This is a genomic window from Amycolatopsis rhizosphaerae (assembly GCF_007713715.1).
In the GTDB taxonomy this organism is placed as follows: domain Bacteria; phylum Actinomycetota; class Actinomycetes; order Mycobacteriales; family Pseudonocardiaceae; genus Amycolatopsis_E; species Amycolatopsis_E rhizosphaerae.
This window is the reverse complement of the sequence record NZ_VJWX01000082.1, coordinates 1-19,707: the sequence shown is the minus strand read 5'-3', so window position 1 is coordinate 19,707 and position 19,707 is coordinate 1. Positions and strand designations below refer to the sequence as shown.

The following is a 19,707-nucleotide window of genomic DNA, read 5'->3' as shown; positions in this document are numbered from 1 at the left end:
GGTCTGCAGGTCCGCGTCGCCGAACACGTACCGGGCCGCGTAGTTCACCCCGGCCAGCAGCGTGCCCAGCCCGAGCGACTGCACGAAGTAGACACCCAGCAGCCAGCGGAAGGAGCGCCACTGCTTCATGGTGGCCAGCAGATCCCGCCAGCCGGCGGTGTTGGGCCGCAGGGAACCCACCGGGGCGCCCCGCGTGCCGAGGTAGACGCCGAAGGTGCCGCAGAGGATCACCAGGCCGATCACCACGCCCATCACGCGGTACCCGGTCACCCCGCCGATGGCACTGGTGATCTTCGGGGCTCCCCCGCCCGCGATCAGGATCGCCACCGCCAGGATCCCGATCCGCCAGCTCGTCAGCTTCGTGCGCTCGTGGTAGTTGTCGGTGATCTCCGCGGGCAGTGCGTTGTAGGGCACCTGGAAGATGCCGAAAGCGGTGGCGCACAACAGGAACGCCAGCACCACGTAGCTCGCGTCCGCGGCCGTGCTGCCGAATCCGGGATGCGCGAACACCGCCGCGAACAGCACCGCCACCCCGATCCCGCCGACCAGCAGGAAGCGGCGGCGGCTGCCGCGCCGGGCCAGGCTCGCGTCGGACAGGCGCCCCGCGAACGGATTGAACACCACGTCCCACGCCTTGGGCACCAGCACGATGAGCCCGGCCACCGCGCCGGGCACCGCCATGGTGTCGGTCAGGTAGGGCAGCAGCAGCAGGCCGGGCACCGTACCGAAGGAACCGGTGGCGAAGGACCCGAGGGAGTAACCGAATCTCGTCGAAGCCGACAGGGCGGCCATGATCCTCCTCGTGGTCGTGCACCCGCGATGGCCGGGGGAATCGTGACACCGCCGTCCGGCACGGACGTGACCGGGGCCACCGAACGCCGGTCAGGAGACCACGAACGCCCGTGAAGTACCGGTGAACGGGGTGATCGTGCCCGCCAGGCTCTTCCAGTCACCGTGGTGGACCACCCGGTACTTCCCGACCGGAGTGGCGGGCGGGATGTCCCAGGTGACGGTCGCCTTCGACTCGGCGAGCACCGTCCGGGTCCAGTGGAACCTCGTGTCCCAGTCGCCGTCGTCGGCGTGGCGCACCCACGTCCCGTCCACCAGCCGCTGGATCTCCAGGAAGGTTCCGTTGCGGTGCAGGTCGTTCTTCGGGTGCCCCGTGACGAACTCGACGAGCACCTGCTCCCCGCGCTGGTAGCTCGCCTTGGCTTCGGTGAGCACGTCGCCGAACTTCTTCAGCAGCGGCGCGCTGTCCATCACCACGCCGGGCTGGAAGTTGAGCTGGTCCTGGGAAAGATCGCGCGGCACGGGGCCGTGGCCGACGCCGGCCCCGGTCCGCATCGCCGCGGCGAGGCCGGCGAACTCCTGCTGGTAGGCGGGCAGCGTGTAGCGGCCGAAGAGAGTGGACGCGCCCTCGTACTGCTGCGAGTCGTACTCCTCCGGCGTGGTCACGTACTGGCTGTAAGCGTTCGCATACCCCTGCATGATCACGTTCTCCAGTGGAACGCCGAGTTCGGCGGCCACCGTGCGGCGGATCCGCAGTCCCGCGACGATGGTGTACTCCGCGGGCCCGCCCACGAGGTAGAGCTGCCCGAGCCGGATGATCTGCAGCGGCAGCACCTCCGGCGCCCACGGATAGGGCTTCATCTGCCCGAACGGCACCGCGATCACCTTGGGCGCCTGCGCGTCGGCCAGTTCCTTCCCGACCGGTGAGTCGACTCCGCCGAGCGCGTCGATGAACGGGTTGCTCACGCCCTCCGGCAGGGGCAGGCCGGGCCCGTCCTCGGTGCTGCCCGCGAGCATGGACACGCCGATGGCGGCGCTCGCCGTGGTGTGCTGCTGCCCGTCGGGGGTGTACCGGCCGTCCACGGTCACCTTCGACATGTCGACATAGTGCAGGCGGTAGTCCAGCGGGCCGCCGATCGTTTCGTCCGCCGCGTCGTAGGCGCGCTTGGCGGCGAGGAACTGGCGCTCGCCGATGATCCGGGTGTTTTCGAACTCGTCCTCGGTCGGTCCGGAGCCGGGCTTGAGGTTGAGGTTCGGGGACATGTCGCCGGAGTTGGTCTGCGGGAAGCAGGCCACGAACCCGGGAGTGCCGTCGAGATAGCGCACCCCGGCGTTGTCGTGCTCCCACGCGTAGGCCGCGTACCCCTTGTTGTCGCCGCTGATCAGTTTGTTGGCGTTGGTCATGGACGTGCCGTGGGTGGCGAACCAGGCGATCGCCCCGATGTCCCTGCCGCCCTGCGAGAAGCGCAGGACGGTGACCGCGGGGTCGATGGACAGCGGGAAGTGGTCCTTGTCCGCCTGCGGGTTCAGCTCGAACGCCACTCGCGACCGGTTCACGCTGGCGTCGGTCAGTTCGGTGCGGCCCAGGGTGATCCGGCCGGGGGCGAGGTTGTCGTGCGCGCGCCCGATCGCCTCGACGATGCCGTCCACCTGGGCGTCGTAGGTCTGCTGCTGGAAGCCGAGGATGGACAGGTTGTAGGCGGCGTACCAGGAGGAGCCGCCGCAGCCCGCGTGCGTGTGGGTGGCGTTGAGGAGGGTGTTCTGCTCGGTGTACAGCCCGCCGTAGCGGGCTTGGAGCCGGGCGATCACGCCCTGGTGCACGGACTGGAACAGCGCGCCGACGTCGGCGTTGACGTAGCAGACACGACGGCCGGAGGCGTCGGCCACGATATAGGCGCGGGCGCGGGTGCGCTGGTGGATGCCCGCGGTCTGCTGCTGCGGCATCGAGTACCCCATCATGCCGCATTCCGCGGCGGGCCCGGTCACGTCCGAGACACCGGCCCCGACGAGGTACCGGTCCCCCTGCGGGGTATCGCTTGCCACACTGCCGGCGACGGCCTGCGCACCGCCGCCGAACACGCCCATGGCCAGCGGGGCGATCGCCGCGCCCGCCAGCATTCTCCGCCGGCTCACCGTCACCGTACTACCTCCTTGGAGCACTGGACATGAAACACGTTCACGTTCCGTGCCGGAGAGTACGGCAAAAGTCGCGAACCGTGAAGGGCCCACGTGGGGCCGTGGGGGACTCCTTCACGCCACGCTGACAAGCGGTTGACGCGATCCACACCGAGCGACGCCCTCCTAAAGCGGGTGTCGCAGGTTCGAATCCTGCCGGAGGCACGCAGGTCAGAGGCGGTTTGGACTGATCAGACTCGCCTCGCGTGGTGCGAGTCTGGAGCGAACTCGCACCATGACAAGCGCTGGGGACGGCGCCAGCGAGACCAGATCGAGCAACTTCTGAGCGGGACACTTCGGGTCGAGCCCTATGCCGGTGTAGACCCTTTGAGCAGCCGTCGGCACTACCTCCGCGAGACGATCCCACCCGGCCCGAAGGCCGAGGACGAGGCGGAGAAGGTCCTCGCCCGCTTCGTCCACGAGGTCAACGAACGGCGCAACCCGCGAACCAGCGCGACCGTGAACCAACTCATGGACCGCTAGCTGGAACTGCTCGACGTCGACACGACGACCAAGCAGCGCTACGAGGGCACCATTCGCACCGACGTGCGCCCAGCCCGTACACCGACGCAGCCCACTGCTACACCTCGCGGCGTCCGCTGGAAAGGAAGCAGGGGCGTTCGATCTCTGGGCCTGCGCGCTGACCCGCCACGCATTCGTCGCTGTCTACGACCGCCAGTTCACCGACACCGTCCCGATGCTCGACCTTGCTGCGAACCTCGCCCGCCGCGGCGACCCCGTCCTCTCGACCCGCTACTGGGTCGCAGCGGTGCAGGCCGAGACCTTCGACCCTTCTACGGCCGGCTGAGGCTTCGCCGTAGCTCCGGCCGAGGTCTGGGCGAAGGACACCGAAGCCGGGGACACCGGCGACGCAGAGGACGCGGCCGGCGAGCTACCGAAGCAGCGAGGCCGGCACGGGCCGTGGGAGCACGGTGCAGGCACCTGGACGCCGCCGAAGCCGACGCGCGGACCGGCATGGCCCGGCTCGGTTATCGCCAGGAGGGCGCGACCGTAACCGAGGTTGACCTCGGATGAGCACGATCCGACTCGGTATCCCGGTCCGCACGGCCGCCGTGATCACGCTCGCCGGGACGAACGACCGGCTACTGGTGCGCAGCCCGCAGGCACACTACGGATGGATTCTGCCCTCAGTTCATTTGGCAAGTCGTTTGTCGGGATGAGTGTTGTCGGCTTCGGTTCCTGACACGAGACGTCGGTCACGCGGTCGGCCAGGTTGCCTCGGGCCGGGTGAGGGTCAGCCGGAAGGCCCGCGCGACCGTGTCCGGACTGGACGGTGACACCTGGTCTGAAAGCAGCTCGGCGACCTGCGCGTGCGGGCCGGAAACAGCCGTGACGGGAACCTGCTCGAACGGCACGGCGCGGCCGTTGACGAGCTCGATCATGCCGGTGTTGGTGAACTCGGTGGGACCCACGAGGTCATAGGTACCGGCGGGACCGACGCCATGGACGGCGTGGGTGATCGCCTCCGCGACGTCCGTGGCGTGGACCGGGCGGAACCGCCGCGTCCCGTCGCCGAAGACCCGGACCGGGGCGTCTGGTTCGGTCTGCCGGAACATCAGTTCGAACGGGCGGGGTGCCTCGCTTCCGCCCGCGATGGCGTCGATGCGGAAGATCACATTGTCGGCGACGGTGGAGATCAGTTGCTCCGCGAGGCCTTTCGATTTGCAGTACCAGTTGTCGTCCGCCGGGTTCGCGCCGAGGTATGACAGGTAGATGAGCCGCGCGGCCGGATTCATCGCCTCGACGACTCGGCGGGTGGTGGCCACGTTGCCCGCTTCGTAGGCGGCCCAGCCAGGAGCCGCGAACACACCCACGAGGTGGACGACGGCCGAAGCCTCTCCGAGCACTTCCAAGGCGCGCGAGGACCGCGTCCAATCGGCGACGACCTCGTCGGCCGGCAGTTCTTCCGGCGTCCGGACGAGCGCGACGACGCGGATGTCCCGTCGCGCGAGAAGGCCAAGCACGTCTCGCCCGGTCCGGCTGTTCGCTCCGGTGACGACGACAGTGCGGGTGGAATCTGACATGACTACCTCATTTCAATCGTGTGCAGTGCGAACATAACACACAGCATATATCCACACGGCATGTATCATCGGCCACGTGGACACCATCGAGGAGTTCGGCCTGCTGCTCAAGGCCCTGGCCCGCGAGACAGATCGCCAGATCAACGACCTGCTCCGGCCACTGGGGATCACCACTGGCCAGGCGGAGGCCCTCCAACTGGTCGACCGGTACGGTCCGCTGTCTCTCGGCGAACTGGGCACCCTGCTGATCGCCGAAGGCGGCCACCCCAGTCGCCTGGTCGACAGGCTGGTCACCACGGGCCTTCTGCGGCGCGAGTCCGCCGAGGGCGATCGCCGCCGGATCGAGATTTACTGCACTCCACGCGGCCGCGAACTCGCCGTCGCCGCCGCGAAGGCCAAGGAGCCCTTCCGTGCCTGGGTGCGTGATCAACTGGGCGGCCGGGACCTATCCCCCACCTTCGCGCTGCTGGAAGCATGCTTGGACGGCACCCGCATGTCCGAGACCGTCCGGCGGCGCCGGACCCGCACCCTGGCCGCCGAAGCGCCAGGCTGATTCCGGCACACCGAATGACTGTCGGCCCGGCCGAAGAAGAGACATGGCAGCACTCCTCGCCGGGAACAAGCCGGAGACCCGAGCAGCCGCCATCACGATGGCCGGTAGCATTCGAGCGATTCTTCACGACGCCACCACGCGGTACCGGAACTTCGTGGTCGAGCACGGCACGCTGGCCGGGCGGCTCACGCAGCGGCTGATCGCCTCCTATGTCGGGATCACCCCGGTGGAATTGTGCCTTGCCTGCTCCAGCCCTCCGGTTCGGAGACCGGACGGGCCTCGGCGGGCGGAGGTTCCACCGGACGTCCGTCATACTGCGTCGACAGGACGACGTGCGAGTTCATCTCGCCATGCTGCCCGAGACGTTCCAGCAGGCCTTCAAGGTGCGGCATCGACGCCACCCGCACCTTGAGCATCGAGCACCAGTTGCCGCTGAGTTTGTGGACCTCGACGACTTCGGGGAATTCGGCGGCGGTCGTGGTCTTGAGCAGGCAGCGGCCGAGGGTGCAGCGCATCTGCACGAATGCGGTCAGCGGTAATCCCGCTCGCGGCGCGTCGATGCGAGCCTGATACCCGGCGATCACGCCGGATTCTTCCAGCCTGCGCACGCGTTCGGCCACGGCGGGCGAGGACAGGTTCACCCGGCGCCCGAGTTGGTTGAACGACAGCCGACCGTCGCGCTGCAGCTCGGCGATGATGCGCCAATCGGTCTGATCCAGCGGTTTGTTCATGTGGAAACTCTTACGCACAAACACGTTTCAAACAACATGCGCCCACCCCGGATCGCCACTCATTGCGCATTCAACCAGGACGTCGGCCTTTCTACCGTTAATCCATGGCCACTGTGCAGAATCCTCCAGCGGAAGCGCGGGCACGCCGACGCGCCTCTATCGCACTCTTCGCCGCTGCCGCATTGATGAACGCGGCCATGAGCACGGCAAGCGCCCTCGCCACGATCGTCGCCGCCGACCAACTCGGCACCGCGTGGGGCGGTGTCCCGAACACCGCAGGCATCGCCGGAACCGGAATCGGCGCGCTGGCGCTCACCGGACTGATGAACCGGCGGGGACGGCGCGCCGGTCTGCTGCTCGGCTACGCCGCTGCCGCATGCGGAGCCGCGGTCGCCGTCATCGCGGTCGCTGCGGACAACATCGCCGTGCTGAGCGCGGGAATGTTGTTGCTCGGCCTCGGCAACGCAGCGGCGCAACTGTCGCGCTACGCCGCAGCCGAGCTGTTTCCGCCGCAGCGGCGAGGATTCGCAATCAGCATCATGGTGTGGGCTGGGACGGTCGGTGCGGTGGGCGGACCACTGCTGTTGCTGCCCACCAGCGTGGCCGCGAGCTCTCTGGGCTGGATTGCGTCCACCGGACCGTTCTTGTTCGCATCGTTGGCATGCGGCGTCGCCGCCGTCGCTGTGACCGGCGCACCTGCCGGTGCTGTAAGGCGGACTCCGCCCCGGGCGCGGTTGCGAGACTTGATGAACACCTACGCTGCACGATCGGCGTTGACCGTGATGGCCACCGCACAGGTCGTCATGGTTGCCGTGATGACCGCGGCACCGCTGGACATGCACATGCACGGACAGGGCCTGGACTCCGTTGGTGCTGTGCTTTCCGCGCACACCTTCGGCATGTTCGCCCTCTCGCCGCTGACGGGACGACTGCTTGACCGCATCGGCATCCGGCCGGTTCTCTTCGGAGGACTGCTCGTGCTGGCGATCTCCGCTGGCCTGGCGGCGACCGTCTCCCCGCACTCGACCGTGCCGTGGGCCCTCGCGCTGTTTCTGTTGGGCTACGGCTGGAACCTGTGCTTCGTCGGTGGCAGCGCACAACTGGGCCGCAGCGGTCCCGCCGAACAGGCACGGGTGGAAGGCGCGGTTGACGCCGGCGTCTGGGGTGCCGCGGCGACGGTCAGCTTGGGTGCCACCGCAACGCTGTCCCTTGGCGGGTATCCCTTACTGGCGGGCGTTGCGGGCATCGCCCTGATTCTTCCCGCGATCATCCTGCTCCGCTGGCGATGACGGTGCGATGTCAGACCCTCTGATCTCAGTAACGACGAGCGGTGATGATCCAGGCACGGCAGTTGAACCAGATACCGTCGTCGCTCAGGTGCGCGGAGAGCGTCGCACCGCATGCGCCCCCGCGCGAGCCGCGGCGGTGGGGTCCAGCCAGTTCAGTACTTCGCTCGTGCAGGTGAAGCCGCAGACCCAGTCGAGGGCGGCGGCTACGTCCGGACCGTAGTAGACCGGCTCGTGGACGTCGGCGAAGGCGATGTCGGCGAACCTTGCACCGTCCAGGATGTGCTTCACGGTCGGTGGGTCGGCGAGCGAGGGTTGCCAGACCATCGTCACCAAGCGTCCGGCTGGGCGCAGCGCTCGCCTGATGTTGGCGAACGCGGCATGGGGTCGTCGAAGAACATCATATCGAACCTGCTGATTGCCAGGTCCAAGCGGTGCCGCGGAAAGCGATGGTCCTGTGCGTTGGCGGCGAGCTCGCGAGCGCGCTCGCACAGCCTGCCTGGGCTGTGCGCGCGGTCGGCCGGGTTGTCTGCCCCGGTCCCGCATCCGATGTCGAGGACGTGGTGGTGGAGCTGGACGCCAACGGCCCGACGCAGTATGTGGTTGTGCCGCCGCAGTTCGGCGTCGTAGCCGCTGGGGCCGTGTTTGAACGTCGACCAGCACGATTCCGCCAGGCTGTTGTCCCAGCAGATCCCGGTCGCACCCATCGACCGGCGCAGCCCGGGCCGGAAGCACGCCGTGGCTGTCAGGTGCGCCGTGTATTCCCCGCTGCGGTCGGATTGCAGGATCGAGACGAACTCGAACGCCGGAACGTGGGACTCGCGCGGCGGAGGGTGGTACTCGCCGCGCACCGCCTGGCCCTGGTGCCGTGAGGGGGGTCCTCACGGCACCGGCGAACCCGGATCAGGACAGGATCGGGGCGACCGCCCGCAGGGTGGCCGCGTCGCCCCGCAGCAGCAGCGTGGTGACCACGGTTTCCTCCCAGCGCGCCAGTTCGTCGCGGATCTTCTCCGGCGGGCCGATCAGCGCGGTGTCCTCGACCAGGCTGGTCGGGATCGCCGCGGTCGCCTCGGCCTTGCGCCCGGCCAGATAAAGGTCCTGCACCTTGTCGGCGACGTCCTCGTAGCCCATGCGCGCGAACACGTCGTGGTGGAAGTTCACCGTTTTCGCGCCCATACCGCCGATGTAGAGCGCCAGCGAGGGCTTGATGAGAGCGGCCGCCGCCTCCACGTCCTCGTGCACGATCACCGGCACCGAGGCCGCCACCTCGAACTCGCCGGGGGTGCGCCGGGCACCGGGACGGGCGAAGCCCTCGGCCAGCGCCGCACGGTAGAACCCGTCGCTCTTGGGCGAGAAGAACAGCGGCAGCCAGCCATCGCAGATTTCCGCGGACAGCGCCACGTTCTTCGGCCCCTCCGCCGCCAGGTAGATCGGGATCTCCTCGCGCAGCGGGTGCAAAGTGGACTTCAGCGGCTTGCCCAGCCCGGTCCCGCCGTGCAGCGGCAACTGGAAGAAGTCGCCGTCGTAGGTCACGGGTTCCTTGCGCGCCACCACTTTTCGCACGATGTCGATGTACTCGCGGGTCCGCGCCAGCGGGCGCGGATACGGCTGCCCGTACCAGCCCTCGACGACCTGGGGCCCGGAGGCGCCCAGCCCGAGGATGAACCGGCCGCCGGAAAGGTGGTCCAGCGTCTGCGCCGTCATGCCGACCGCGGTCGGGGTGCGCGCGGACATCTGGACGATGTTGGTGCCCAGCTTGACCCGGCTCGTCGCAGCGCCCCACCAGGCCAGCGGGGTCAGCGCGTCCGAGCCGTAGCCCTCGGCGGTCCAGACCGAGTCGAACCCGAGTTCTTCGGCGGTCCGGATGACCTCCAGCGCGTCCGCGGGCGGACCCGAGGACCAGTAGCCGAGGTGGTAGCCGAGCTTCACGTCGCCTCCATTGGTGAGTAGTGCGTCGGGCTGTTCCGCTCCGCGAGCGGGGGCAGGTTGCGGGCCGGCGTTTCGACGATCGGGGCGTTCTCGCCCCGGGCCCGCCGCCAGCCCGCCCTGGCGCGGGGATGGTAGCGGAGATCGTGCGGCAGAAGCGCGAAGGCGAACGGGAACAGCCGTCCCACCAGGCGGTGCAGCCGTTCGCTCCGGCCGGACCAGGTGAAGCCGAGCCGTTCCCGGACCGGCTCCGGGTAGAGCCCCACCGTCCACCACACGAAACCGCGGGCGATGACCACCCGCAGCGGCCGCCACAGCGGGCCGGGCAGCCACGACAGCAGCGGGGGCCTGTCGAGCCCGCGGAGGTCGAGCACGTCCCGGGTGGCCTTGTTGTCCTCGAGCACGTTCGTGCACATGTGGTCCCAGTACTCCTGGAACTCCTCCCAGGAACCGGGCACGGGCCGCAGGCTCATCCCGTACAACCGGTACCACTGCACGTGCTCGTCGAACAGTTGCCGCTTCTGCTCCTCCGTGAGCCCTCCGCACATCCGGTCGGCGGTGAGCAACGTGAGCATGAAGAATGTCGAGTGTGCCCAGTAGTAGGTGTCGGGGTTGAGCGCGTGGTAGCGCCGTCCATGCCTGTCCACGCCCTTGATGCCGTCGTGGTAGCCCCGCACCATACGGGCGGTTTCGGCCGCCCGCGGCCCGTCGTAGACGACGCCGCCGATCGGGTACAGCGAACGGAAAAGCCGCTGCCAGCGTTCTTCGAAGAAGCGCGAGTGCTCCTCCACGCCTGCCCCGAGTTCGGGGTGCATGTTCTGCATCGATCCGGCCCACAACGCCATCAGCAGCGTGCGCCAGTCGCCGAAGTACTTCCACGTCAGCGAATCGGGTCCGAGAGGCTGTGGTGACATGAGGCACACGCTACGATTGACAACGCCCGTAGTCAACATTGGGGACCACGCATGACCAAACGCAGCTGGGCCGGCACCACGCTGAACGACCGCAAGGCCGCCCGCCGGGAGCAGTTGCTGGCCGCCGCACTGGAACTGCTCGGCACGGGGGGCAGCGCGGCGGTCAGCGTGCGGGCCGTCTGCCGCGAGGCCAAGCTCACCGAGCGGTACTTCTACGAGAACTTCACCGACCGGGAAGAGCTCGTCCTCGCCGTGTACGAGCGGGTCGCGGGCGAGGCGCACCAAGCCCTCGTCGACGCCGTCCCCGACCCGCACGGCGACCCGGCCGTCCGGGCCGCCGCCGCGGTCGGCGCCTTCGTCGAGCTGATCGTGGACGACCCCCGCAAGGGCCGGGTACTGCTGCTCGCCCCGACCACCGATCCGGCGCTGTCCGCGCGCGGCGTGGCCCTGCTGCCCGCCTTCGCCGCGCTGGTCCGCGAACAGCTGCCGGAGCGGATGAGCCCGGCCGAGCGCGAACTCACCGCGACCGGGCTGGTCGGCGCGCTGGCCACCCTGTTCACCGGCTACCTTGGCGGCACACTGAACGTGAGCCGCGAGGAGCTGACCGGCCACTGTGTCCATCTCCTCGCCCGCGCCGGATACCGGCCGTCCTAAGCGGACTCGCGCTCGGCGGCCAGTCGCAGCGCGATGTCGATGATCATGTCCTCCTGCCCGCCCACGTACCGGGCCTCGCCCACGCGGTACAGGATTTCGTGGGCGGGCACGCCATAGCGTTCGGCGGCCCGTTCGGCGTGCAGCAGGAAGCTCGAGTACACCCCGGCGAAGCCCTGCACGATCGACGAACGGTCCATCACCGGCAGGCGCGTGATGTAGGGCTTGACCACGTTCTCCGCGGCGTCCATCAGGATGTCCTTGTCCACCCCGGTCCGCACGCCCAGCCGCTCGAACACCGCCGCCAGCACCTCGGTCGGCGAGTTGCCCGCCCCCGCGCCCAGCGCCACCAGCGAACCGTCGATCTGCCGTGCGCCCGCGCGGTAGGCCAGTACCGAGTTCGCGACCCCGAAACTGAGGTTCTGGTGCCCGTGGTAGCCGACCTGGGCTTCGCCGCCGAACTCGGCGACCAGCGCGGCCACCCGTTCCGAGGCGTCCTCGAGGATCAGCGCGCCCGCGGAGTCCACAATGTACACGCACTGGCAGCCGGCGTCGACCATGATCCGGCCCTGCCGGGCCAGCGCCTCCGGGGTGGACATGTGCGACAGCATCAGGAAACCCACGGTCTCCAGGCCGAGATCGCGTGCCGCGTTGAAGTGCTGGATGGACACGTCCGCCTCGGTGCAGTGCGTCGCGATGCGCACCGCGCCCGCGCCGAGGTCGGCGGCCGCCCTGAGGTCGGTGACCGTGCCCAGCCCGGGCAGCAGCAGCACGGCGATCTTCGCCCGCTTCGCCTCGTCCACCGCGGCCGCGATCAGCTTCCGTTCGTCCACAAGGGAGAATCCGTAGTTGAAGGTGGACCCGCCGAGGCCGTCGCCGTGGGTGACCTCGATCAGCGACACCCCGGCCGCGTCCAGCGCCCGCACCGTGTCGCGCACGTTCTCCTCGGTGAACTGGTGCGCCATCGCGTGGCTGCCGTCCCGCAGGCTCGTGTCGACGATGCGGACTTCCCGCTCAACAGCATCCCAGCTCATGCCTTCACCCTTTTCACGATTCGTTCGGCCAGCAGTTCGCCCACCCGCGCGGCGGCGGCGGTCATGATGTCGAGATTCCCCGCGTAGGCGGGCAGGTAGTCGCCGTTGCCCGCGACCTCCAGGAACACCGCGACGCGGGCCTGGCCGTTCCAGCCGGGCCGCGGCTCGTCGTACTGCGGCGCGGCCTTGAGCGTGTACCCGGGGACGTAGCGCTGGACCTCGGCCACCATGCGCTCGATGGAATCGGTGATCGCGTCGCGGTCCGCGCCGGGATCGATCGCGCAGAACACGGTGTCCCGCATGATCATCGGCGGTTCGACCGGGTTGATGATGATGATCGCCTTGCCGCGGGCCGCACCGCCCACCGACTCGATCGCGTGCGCGGTGGTCTCGGTGAACTCGTCGATGTTGGCCCGCGTGCCCGGCCCCGCCGACCGCGACGACACCGAGGCCACGATCTCGGCGTAGGGCACCGGCGTGACCCGGGAAACCGCGTGCACGATCGGGATGGTGGCCTGGCCGCCGCAAGTGATCATGTTGAGGTTGGGCGCGTCCAGGTGCTCGGGCAGGTTCACCACGGGACAGGTGAACGGGCCGATCGCCGCCGGGGTCAGGTCGATCGCCTGGATGCCCGCCTCGGCGTAGCGCGGCGCGTTGGCCTGGTGCGCCTTCGCCGAGGTCGCTTCGAACACCAGGTCGGGCAGCTCCGCACGGGACAGCAGCCAGTCGACGCCCTCGGCCGAGGTCTCCAGGCCGAGCGCGGCGGCCCGGGCCAGACCGTCGGAGGCGGGATCGACGCCGACCATGTACCGCACGTCGACGAACTCGCTGCGACGCAACTTGGCCAGCAGGTCCGTGCCGATGTTGCCGGGGCCGACGATCGCGGCGGTAGCCTTGTTACCGGCCTTGTCACTGACTTTTCCCATGCCCCTTACGGTGCTCGCCGGGATGAGGCACACTCAACCCATGTGTGCCGCTGAGCGGGACGACGGCGGGATGACCGCCGCGCGCCTGACCGCCCTGTTCACCGCCTTCCGTCCCGGTGACGGCTTCCTCGGCACCTCGGAACTCGCCCGGCGTACCGGCATGCCCAAATCCTCCGCGCACCGGCTGCTCGGACACCTGGTGCGGCAGGGACTGCTCGAACGGCGCGACGGCTCGGTCCGGCTCGGACTGAAACTGTTCGAGGTCGGCCAGGTCGCCATCGGCCAGCGCGGACTGGCCGACGCCGCGAGGCCGTACCTCGCCGATCTGCGCGAGGCCACCCGCAACACCGTGCACCTGGCCATCCTGGAGGGCACCGAGGTGGTCTACCTGGACATCACGCGCGGACCGGACGCGCCGGTCCTGCCCTCCCGCATCGGCGGGCGCTTTCCCGCACACGCCACGGCTGTGGGGAAGGCAATCCTGGCGCACTCTCCCGAGGACGTGGTGGAGACGGTAATCTCTGCTGGCCTGCCCCGGATCGGGCCGCGGACGCTCACCGCACCCGGCCTGCTGCGCAGGCAGCTCGCGAAGGTGTACGAGGAGGGAACGGCCTACGACCGAGAGGAATCAGGGCCCGGCGTCGTGTGCGTCGCGAGCCCGGTGCTCGACAATTCGGGTCTCGCCCGTGCGGCCATTTCGATCTCCGGGTGGAGCACCCGGGTCCGGGTGGAGCGGGTTGCCCCCGCGGTCCGGACCACTGCCCTTACGCTGTCCCGCACACTCCCCTGACCCCAGTGCACGCGTCGGTCGCGAGGATCGGCAAGATACGGGCACTCGGTTGAGGCCTGCGCCCGGTGAAACGGAGGACCACCCGTGATCGCCCAGACCACCCAGGTCGACGACCTGCGGCTCGTCGCGCTCCCCAGTGCCGTGAGCTGTGCCGAGATGTTCGTGCGCTTCACGCTCACGGAATGGTCGCTGCGGCCGCTGATCGGGGAGGCCACGCGCATCGCGCGCCACCTGGTCGACGCGTCGGTGGTGAACGGTCCCTCGCACCGTTCGCCCCGGTTCCTCACCGTCCGGCTGCGCCTGCACGGCGACGTACTGGTGCTGGAACTGGACGACGACCTGCCGGGCGAGCCGCCGGAACTGGACGGGGCGCGGATCAACGCCGTCACACTGCCGGGCGGGCGCCGTAACATGTGGACGGAACTGGCCCTGCCGAGCGGCATGTCGGCGGCGGCGGTCCCCCTGCCGCAGCGTGCCCGCAACCGCACTCCGGCCCCGCCCCCGGTGCACTTCCAGTACACCGTGCCGGACTACCCGGTGGACGAGCCGTCGGTCCCGCTCATGGACGCCGACTCCCAGATCCTGCAGCGTGTCCTTTATGGACTCAACCGCGGCGACCAGTCCTGACCCCCGGCCACGGCATCCGTCGTGGCCGCTTGCGTACCGGGGCGTTCAGGCGAGGCCGCGGACGGCGCGGGCGGGGGGCCGGTCCCCGCGGATGGCGGCCACCATTTCGAGCACGCGCCGGGTCTGTTCGACCTCGTGCACGCGGAACACCTTCGCCCCGTCGGCGGCGGCGAGCGCGGTGGCCGCGAGCGTGCCGTCGAGCCGCTCCTCCAGCGCGACCCCGAGGGTCTCTCCGATGAAATCCTTATTGGACAGAGCCATCAGCACGGGCCAGCCGGTGGCCACGAGCGCATCCACGTGCCGGAGCAGGGCCAGGCTGTGCCAGGAGTTCTTGCCGAAGTCGTGCGTCGGATCGATCAGCACCCCGGCCCGCGGCACGCCCAGCGCCACCACGGACTCGGCGCGGCGGGTGAGCTCCTCCACCACCTGCGGCAGCAGGTCGTCATAGCGCACCCGGAAGGGGCGGGTGCGAGGCGCGGCGCCGCCGGTGTGCGAACAGACGTAACCCGCACCGAACTCCGCGGCCACCTCCGCCAGTTCCGGATCCGCCCCGGCCCAGGTGTCGTTGAGCAGATCGGCCCCCGCCTCGCAGGCCAGGCGCCCGACCTCGTGCCGCCAGGTGTCGACGCTGATCACGATGCCGGGGTGGCGGCGGCGGATCTCGGCCACGAACGGCACCACGCGGCGGATCTCCTCGGCCACCGTGACCTCGCTGCCGGGGCCGGCCTTCACCCCGCCCACGTCGACGATGTCGGCGCCCTCCGCGACCACCCGGTCCACCGCGGCCAGCGCCTTGACGTCGTCGAAGGAAGCACCACGATCGTAGAAGGAATCCGGGGTGCGGTTGACGATCGCCATCACCAGCGCCCGGTCCCGGAGCACCCGGCGCCCGCGGAACTCCAGATCGACCACCCTCGTTTCCGCCTGCTCCCTCGTCACGCCTCCATCATGCCTGGCGCGGCGGAGCGGCACGGCGCGGCCTCATGCCCTAAGTTTTCTGCAGGACCCGAAGGGGGTGCGGGATGGCCACCCGGCACGGCGATATCAGGCCCACCGAGCTCCACAGCCGAGAGCGGCTTCTGCAGGCCGCGCTCACGGTCCTGCTTGAACAGGGCGTCGCGGGCCTGACGGTTCGCGGGCTCGCCGAGGCCGCCGGCAGTTCGGCGATCGGCGTCTACACCCGTTTCGGCGGCCGGACCGGCGTTCTGGACGCCTTGTTCGAGCGAACGTTCGAGCTGCTGCGGGACGAGCTCTCGAAGCTCCCCCCGCCCTCCGGCGATCCGCTGGCCGACCTGCTCGCCTTCGGCGCCGCGTACCGGGCGTTCGCGCTGGAAAGCCCCGCCCGCTACGCGTTCATGTTCGAACGCGCGGTGCCCGGGTACGAGCCCGACAAGGATCTGCGCTTCCAGGCACGGTGCGCCAGTTACGACCTGCTGGCCCGGCGCGTCCGCCCGGCGGTCCCGCCGGGCACGGCCGCCCGGGGCGCCTATCTGGTGTGGACCACCATGCACGGCCTGATCAGCCTCGAGCTGACCCATCGCGCCCGTACCCCACCACCCGGATGGTTCCTCCAGCCCGGCGACGGCTCCTACGACCGCATCTTCCGCGACGGCATCACCGCGATCCTCGCCGGCCTGCGCGCCTGAGAAAGCCCTTGCCGCGCACCGAACGCGGGACACGCCGGATGCGAAACGGCCCCTGGTTCCGGGGAACCAGGGGCCGTTCGGTCAGGCTAGCGGATCACGCACCGCCGGAGAGCTTCTCGCGCAGAGCCGCGAGCTGCTCGTCGCTGGCGAGGGTGCCACCGCTCTTCTGGCCCGCGTCGGACTGCGAGGAGCTGTAGCTGCTCTGCTCGCCGCCCTCGACACCGGTCGCGGCGTCCGCCGCGGCAGCGGCGTCGGCTTCGGCGGCCTTGGCGACCTGCCGCATGTGGGCCTCGTAACGAGCGTGCGCCTCGGCGTACTGGCGCTCCCACTCCTCACGCTGCTTGTCGAAGCCTTCCTGCCACTCCTGGGTGTCGGGGTCGAAGCCCTCGGGGTAGATGTAGTTGCCCTGCTCGTCGTACTCGGCCGCCATGCCGTACTGGGTCGGGTCGAACTCGGTGTCGGGGGTGACACCTTCGTTCGCCTGCTTCAGCGACAGCGAGATCCGGCGACGCTCGAGGTCGATGTCGATGACCTTGACCATCACCTCGCCACCGACCTGGACGACCTGCTCCGGGATCTCCACGTGGCGCTCGGCCAGCTCGGAGATGTGCACCAGGCCCTCGATGCCCTCCTCGACGCGGACGAACGCGCCGAAGGGAACGAGCTTGGTGACCTTGCCCGGCACGATCTGGCCGATCGCGTGGGTGCGGGCGAACTGGCGCCACGGGTCTTCCTGGGTGGCCTTCAGCGACAGGGACACGCGCTCGCGGTCCATGTCCACGTCGAGCACCTCGACGGTGACCTCCTGGCCGACCTCGACGACCTCGCTCGGGTGGTCGATGTGCTTCCAGGACAGCTCCGACACGTGCACCAGACCGTCGACACCGCCGAGGTCCACGAACGCACCGAAGTTGACGATGGAGGAGACGACGCCCTTGCGGACCTGCCCCTTGGCGAGCGCGTTGAGGAACTCGCTGCGCACCTCGGACTGGGTCTGCTCCAGGTAGGCACGGCGGGACAGCACCACGTTGTTGCGGTTCTTGTCCAGCTCGATGATCTTGGCCTCGAGCTCGCGTCCCACGTAGGGCTGCAGGTCGCGCACGCGGCGCATCTCCACCAGCGAGGCGGGCAGGAAGCCGCGGAGGCCGATGTCCAGGATCAGGCCGCCCTTGACGACCTCGATGACGGTGCCGCGGACCGGCTCGTCCTTCTCCTTGAGCTCCTCGATCGTGCCCCAGGCGCGCTCGTACTGGGCGCGCTTCTTGGACAGGATCAGGCGGCCCTCCTTGTCCTCCTTCTGGAGGACCAGGGCCTCGACCTCGTCACCGACGCTGACAACCTCGCCGGGGTCGACATCGTGCTTGATGGACAGTTCACGCGAGGGGATCACGCCCTCGGTCTTGTACCCGATGTCGAGCAGCACCTCATCGCGGTCGACCTTGACGATGGTGCCCTCAACGATATCGCCGTCGTTGAAGTACTTGATCGTCTTGTCGATCGCGGCGAGGAAGTCTTCCTCCGACCCGATGTCGTTGATGGCGACCTGCTGGGCCTGAGCATCGGCCGTCGGGACGGTGGTGGTGTCGGTGGTCATTAGGTGGGTTGCTCCGGTAACGGCTTGGATTCAGGGGGTGTGCAGTTTGTTGCGCGTGGCGGGAAGGTAACGGCAGAACCGAGCTTTCGTTCCCAAGAACGGCCGCGAGCGTCCCACCGAAGAGTGCGCGACCCCGAACCCGGCGCAACTCCACCGAGCTGAAGGTAGCGCGAAACCCACTGCGCTAGAGATATCGTACGCGCGTGCCACCCGGGGGCACAATCAGGGTCGCCGGTCGGAAACCCGGCACCGGCCTGCGGAACAATACGACCGTGACCGAGCAGGACGGATCGCAGGACCGGCATGTCTCCGCAGAGCGCAGACTGGGCACGGTGGGCATCGCCCACCGGCCGGTGGGCAGGCGTGAAGCCACCGCGGCCAACCTGGCCTGGTGGGACGCCGACGCCGACGAGTACCAGGCCACCCACGGGCAGTTCCTCGGCGACGCCGACTTCGTCTGGTGCCCCGAAGGCCTGCGAGAAGACGACGCCGCCCTGCTGGGCGACGTGCGGGGGCTGCGGGTCGTGGAGATCGGCTGCGGCCAGGCCGCCTGCTCGCGCTGGCTCGCCCGCTCCGGGGCGCACCCGGTGGCGGTGGATCTCTCCTGGGGAATGCTGGCTCATGCGAGAGAGGGCAACGCCCGCACCGGGCCCGTTGTTCCCCTCGTGCAGGCGACGGCCGAAGAACTGCCCCTGGCGACCGGAAGCATGGACGCGGCCTGCTCGGCGTTCGGGGCGATCCCGTTCGTCGCCTCCGTCGAGGCCGTGTTCCACGAACTGCACCGCGTGCTGCGGCCGGGTGCCCGCTGGGTGTTCTCGGTGACCCACCCGATGCGGTGGATCTTCCCCGACGATCCGGGGCCCAACGGGCTGACCGCCACCCAGCCGTACTTCGACCGCACGCCCTACACGGAGGTCGACGCGGAGGGCCGGGCCACCTACGTCGAGTACCACCGCACCGTCGGTGACTACGTCCGGGCGCTGACGAAGACCGGTTTCCTCCTCGAAGACCTGGTCGAACCGGAGTGGCCCGAGGGGCACACCCGCGTCTGGGGGCAGTGGAGCCCCCTGCGGGGCAAGCTGTTCCCCGGCACGGCGATCTTCTCCACGCGGCGGGACGATCGGTGACCATCGCCGCCGGACTCCTCGCCGCGCAGCAGGCGCGGTTCGCCGCGACGGATCCGGTGCTGCCGGCCCCGGCCGGCGTGCCGGAGGGGGAGACCCTGGTGGCGGCCACCGCGCGGAGCGGCCGGGTGGCCGCCGTTCTGCAGACCCACCACCACGACCCCGGCGCGCTCGACCTGCTGTGGTCGGCGGAAAGGGTGTGGCAGCTCTTCCCGTTCCCGGGTGAGACCGGCACCGAGGGCATGGACGCGCTGCTGCGTGCCTGGCGGCACCGGATGGACGCGGAGTCGCCGGGCGCCGACTCCGCGTGCACGGTCACCTGGCCCAGCCGGGACGCGCCCGCCGTCCGGGCCTTCCTCGCCCACGGCATGGTCCCGATCTCCGTGCTGGCCCTGCGCAAGGCTCCTCCCCCACCGCCGCCGGCGTCGCCGCCGTCCGGGCTCACGCTCCGGCAGGCCGGGCCGGAGGATTTCGAGGAGGTGCTGGCGCTGGTCGCGCTGACCTTCGACTACACCGCACTGGTCACGCACCGCGCCCGGCCGGGGGCGAGCGGCCTGGTCACGCCGCAGCTCAAGCGGAACCTCGCCGCGGGCGCGCCGATCTGGCTCGCCGAATGCGATGGCGTGGCCGTGGCGATCGCCGACTGCGGCTGGATCGAGTCGACGCCCGGTTCGTGGGCGGCCGAGCTGCTGCCACCCGGGCGCTGGGGATATGTCAACACCGTGGCGACGCGGCCCGAATTCCGCGGGCGCGGCGTCGGGCAGGCGCTGATGGCGGCGGTGCACCGCCACTTCCACCAGCGGGGCGCGACCGGGACCTATCTCTACTACAACCCGACGAACCCGCTGTCCTCGGTGTTCTGGCCCCGCCAGGGCTACCGTCCACTATGGACGTAC

General features: G+C 69.6%; 21 protein-coding genes. 9 read left to right on the top strand and 12 right to left on the bottom strand.

Going from position 1 to position 19,707, the window contains the following annotated elements:
- Positions 1-792, bottom strand: a 792-nt coding sequence (locus tag FNH05_RS11285; RefSeq protein ID WP_144587301.1) for an MFS transporter, incomplete at its 3' end; no start/stop codon positions are given.
- 90 nt (positions 793-882) lie between these two features.
- A complete protein-coding gene (locus tag FNH05_RS11280) occupies positions 883-2,928 on the bottom strand; it encodes a neutral/alkaline ceramidase (RefSeq protein WP_144587300.1) in 2,046 nt (681 codons plus the stop codon).
- A gap of 363 nt (positions 2,929-3,291) precedes the next feature.
- Here FNH05_RS11280 and FNH05_RS37975 point away from each other — a divergent pair, with 363 nt between their 5' ends.
- The gene (locus tag FNH05_RS37975) at positions 3,292-3,447 is read left to right on the top strand and encodes a hypothetical protein (RefSeq protein ID WP_186382495.1); all 156 of its coding nucleotides are present in this window, start codon (positions 3,292-3,294) and stop codon (positions 3,445-3,447) included.
- 734 nt (positions 3,448-4,181) lie between these two features.
- Here FNH05_RS37975 and FNH05_RS11270 read toward each other — a convergent pair.
- Positions 4,182-5,009: an SDR family oxidoreductase gene (locus FNH05_RS11270; protein WP_144587299.1), complete on the bottom strand. Its 828-nt coding sequence runs from the start codon at positions 5,007-5,009 to the stop codon at positions 4,182-4,184.
- Between the two features lie 76 nt (positions 5,010-5,085).
- Here FNH05_RS11270 and FNH05_RS11265 point away from each other — a divergent pair, with 76 nt between their 5' ends.
- Entirely contained in the window at positions 5,086-5,562 is a 477-nt protein-coding gene (locus FNH05_RS11265) for a MarR family winged helix-turn-helix transcriptional regulator (protein WP_186382494.1), read from the top strand.
- Between the two features lie 218 nt (positions 5,563-5,780).
- Here FNH05_RS11265 and FNH05_RS11260 read toward each other — a convergent pair whose 3' ends face one another.
- Positions 5,781-6,293, bottom strand: coding sequence for an Lrp/AsnC family transcriptional regulator (locus FNH05_RS11260; protein ID WP_144587297.1), 513 nt, complete (start codon positions 6,291-6,293; stop codon positions 5,781-5,783).
- Between the two features lie 104 nt (positions 6,294-6,397).
- On the opposite strand from FNH05_RS11260, the gene FNH05_RS11255 reads away from it, so the two are divergent.
- Complete coding sequence (locus tag FNH05_RS11255) at positions 6,398-7,582, top strand: MFS transporter (RefSeq protein WP_144587296.1); 1,185 nt, start codon at positions 6,398-6,400, stop codon at positions 7,580-7,582.
- 84 nt (positions 7,583-7,666) lie between these two features.
- Here the strand turns inward: FNH05_RS11255 and FNH05_RS38810 are convergent, their stop codons facing one another.
- Genes FNH05_RS38810 through FNH05_RS11240 form a run of 4 tightly spaced genes read right to left on the bottom strand, consistent with a single transcriptional unit; the run spans position 7,667 to position 10,419 of the window.
- Complete coding sequence (locus FNH05_RS38810) at positions 7,667-7,906, bottom strand: hypothetical protein (RefSeq protein WP_222426579.1); 240 nt, start codon at positions 7,904-7,906, stop codon at positions 7,667-7,669.
- A 2-nt stretch (positions 7,907-7,908) separates the two neighbouring features.
- The gene (locus FNH05_RS38805) at positions 7,909-8,430 is read right to left on the bottom strand and encodes a class I SAM-dependent methyltransferase (protein WP_222426578.1); all 522 of its coding nucleotides are present in this window, start codon (positions 8,428-8,430) and stop codon (positions 7,909-7,911) included.
- Positions 8,431-8,482: 52 nt separating this feature from the next.
- Entirely contained in the window at positions 8,483-9,508 is a 1,026-nt protein-coding gene (locus FNH05_RS11245; RefSeq protein ID WP_144587295.1) for an LLM class F420-dependent oxidoreductase, read from the bottom strand.
- A complete protein-coding gene (locus FNH05_RS11240) occupies positions 9,505-10,419 on the bottom strand; it encodes an oxygenase MpaB family protein (RefSeq protein WP_144587294.1) in 915 nt (304 codons plus the stop codon). Before FNH05_RS11240 ends, FNH05_RS11245 begins: the two co-directional genes overlap by 4 nt.
- A gap of 51 nt (positions 10,420-10,470) precedes the next feature.
- On the opposite strand from FNH05_RS11240, the gene FNH05_RS11235 reads away from it, so the two are divergent.
- Positions 10,471-11,073 carry a TetR/AcrR family transcriptional regulator gene (locus FNH05_RS11235; RefSeq protein ID WP_144587293.1) on the top strand — a complete coding sequence of 201 codons (603 nt, stop codon included), beginning with the start codon at positions 10,471-10,473 and terminating at the stop codon, positions 11,071-11,073.
- Here FNH05_RS11235 and dmpG read toward each other — a convergent pair.
- Positions 11,070-12,104 (bottom strand): 4-hydroxy-2-oxovalerate aldolase, encoded by a 1,035-nt coding sequence (gene dmpG / locus FNH05_RS11230; protein ID WP_144587292.1) that lies wholly within the window; start codon positions 12,102-12,104, stop codon positions 11,070-11,072. The genes FNH05_RS11235 and dmpG overlap by 4 nt on opposite strands.
- Positions 12,101-13,030 carry an acetaldehyde dehydrogenase (acetylating) gene (locus tag FNH05_RS11225; protein ID WP_144587291.1) on the bottom strand — a complete coding sequence of 310 codons (930 nt, stop codon included), beginning with the start codon at positions 13,028-13,030 and terminating at the stop codon, positions 12,101-12,103. Before FNH05_RS11225 ends, dmpG begins: the two co-directional genes overlap by 4 nt.
- 40 nt (positions 13,031-13,070) lie before the next feature.
- On the opposite strand from FNH05_RS11225, the gene FNH05_RS11220 reads away from it, so the two are divergent.
- Together FNH05_RS11220 and FNH05_RS11215 are read left to right on the top strand one after the other, a co-directional pair.
- A complete protein-coding gene (locus FNH05_RS11220; protein WP_186382493.1) occupies positions 13,071-13,820 on the top strand; it encodes an IclR family transcriptional regulator in 750 nt (249 codons plus the stop codon).
- 84 nt (positions 13,821-13,904) lie between these two features.
- Positions 13,905-14,447 (top strand): hypothetical protein, encoded by a 543-nt coding sequence (locus tag FNH05_RS11215; RefSeq protein WP_144587290.1) that lies wholly within the window; start codon positions 13,905-13,907, stop codon positions 14,445-14,447.
- A gap of 45 nt (positions 14,448-14,492) precedes the next feature.
- Here FNH05_RS11215 and folP read toward each other — a convergent pair whose 3' ends face one another.
- Positions 14,493-15,359 (bottom strand): dihydropteroate synthase, encoded by an 867-nt coding sequence (gene folP, locus FNH05_RS11210; RefSeq protein WP_144587302.1) that lies wholly within the window; start codon positions 15,357-15,359, stop codon positions 14,493-14,495.
- A 110-nt stretch (positions 15,360-15,469) separates the two neighbouring features.
- Between folP and FNH05_RS11205 the strand changes: the two genes are divergently transcribed.
- Complete coding sequence (locus tag FNH05_RS11205) at positions 15,470-16,093, top strand: TetR/AcrR family transcriptional regulator (RefSeq protein ID WP_144587289.1); 624 nt, start codon at positions 15,470-15,472, stop codon at positions 16,091-16,093.
- A gap of 94 nt (positions 16,094-16,187) precedes the next feature.
- Here the strand turns inward: FNH05_RS11205 and rpsA are convergent, their stop codons facing one another.
- Entirely contained in the window at positions 16,188-17,687 is a 1,500-nt protein-coding gene (gene rpsA / locus FNH05_RS11200; protein WP_144587288.1) for a 30S ribosomal protein S1, read from the bottom strand.
- Between the two features lie 272 nt (positions 17,688-17,959).
- On the opposite strand from rpsA, the gene FNH05_RS11195 reads away from it, so the two are divergent.
- Together FNH05_RS11195 and FNH05_RS11190 are read left to right on the top strand one after the other, a co-directional pair.
- On the top strand, positions 17,960-18,814 hold the full coding sequence (locus tag FNH05_RS11195; protein WP_144587287.1) for a class I SAM-dependent methyltransferase: 855 nt from the start codon (positions 17,960-17,962) through the stop codon (positions 18,812-18,814).
- The coding region (locus FNH05_RS11190; RefSeq protein WP_144587286.1) for a GNAT family N-acetyltransferase at positions 18,811-19,707 on the top strand (897 nt) is incomplete at its 3' end. The genes FNH05_RS11195 and FNH05_RS11190, both read left to right, overlap by 4 nt.